General features: G+C 55.1%; 2 protein-coding genes. Both read left to right on the top strand.

Annotated elements, in window-relative coordinates; translation table 11 throughout:
• The first annotated feature begins 20 nt into the window (after positions 1-20).
• On the top strand, positions 21-317 hold the full coding sequence (gene fdx / locus HLUSI_RS0110950; protein WP_050977687.1) for an ISC system 2Fe-2S type ferredoxin: 297 nt from the start codon (positions 21-23) through the stop codon (positions 315-317).
• Between the two features lie 40 nt (positions 318-357).
• On the top strand, positions 358-552 hold the full coding sequence (gene iscX, locus HLUSI_RS0110945) for a Fe-S cluster assembly protein IscX (RefSeq protein ID WP_016834025.1): 195 nt from the start codon (positions 358-360) through the stop codon (positions 550-552).
• The last annotated feature ends 31 nt before the right edge of the window (positions 553-583 follow it).

Below are 583 nucleotides of genomic sequence, written 5' to 3'. Positions count from 1 at the left end.
ATAACGCCCCGGAATCAGGCCTGGTCGCCGCGATCGACGCACCGGCAGGCAAGAGTCTGTGCGACGCCATGCTCGACAGCAACGTCGATATCGAACACGCCTGCGAAAAATCGTGCGCCTGTACCACTTGCCACGTGGTGATCCGCGAAGGTTTTGATACCCTGGATGACCCGACCGACAAGGAAGAGGATTTGCTCGACATGGCCTGGGGCCTGGAAGCGAATTCACGCCTGTCTTGCCAGGTGGTGCTGGGCGACGACGATCTGGTCGTTGAAATTCCGAAGTACACCATCAACCACGCCAGCGAGAATCACTGATTCTGCCTGGTAGTGTGCGACCTACGTTAGCGAGGCAGCCATGAAATGGACCGACATTCAGCATATCGCTGAAGAACTCAACGATAAATTTCCGGACATCGATCCCAAGACCATTCGTTTCACCGACCTGCATCGCTGGGTGATGGAACTGGATGGTTTTGACGACGATGCCAATCGCTCGGGCGAGAAAATTCTCGAAGCGATCCAAGCGGCATGGATCGAGGAAGCGGAATAATTCAGCGACGGCATGACAACAAAAAAGGAGC

The organism is Herbaspirillum lusitanum P6-12 (assembly GCF_000256565.1).
In the GTDB taxonomy this organism is placed as follows: Bacteria; Pseudomonadota; Gammaproteobacteria; order Burkholderiales; family Burkholderiaceae_D; genus Herbaspirillum; species Herbaspirillum lusitanum.
This window is presented reverse-complemented; position numbering and strand designations above follow the sequence as displayed.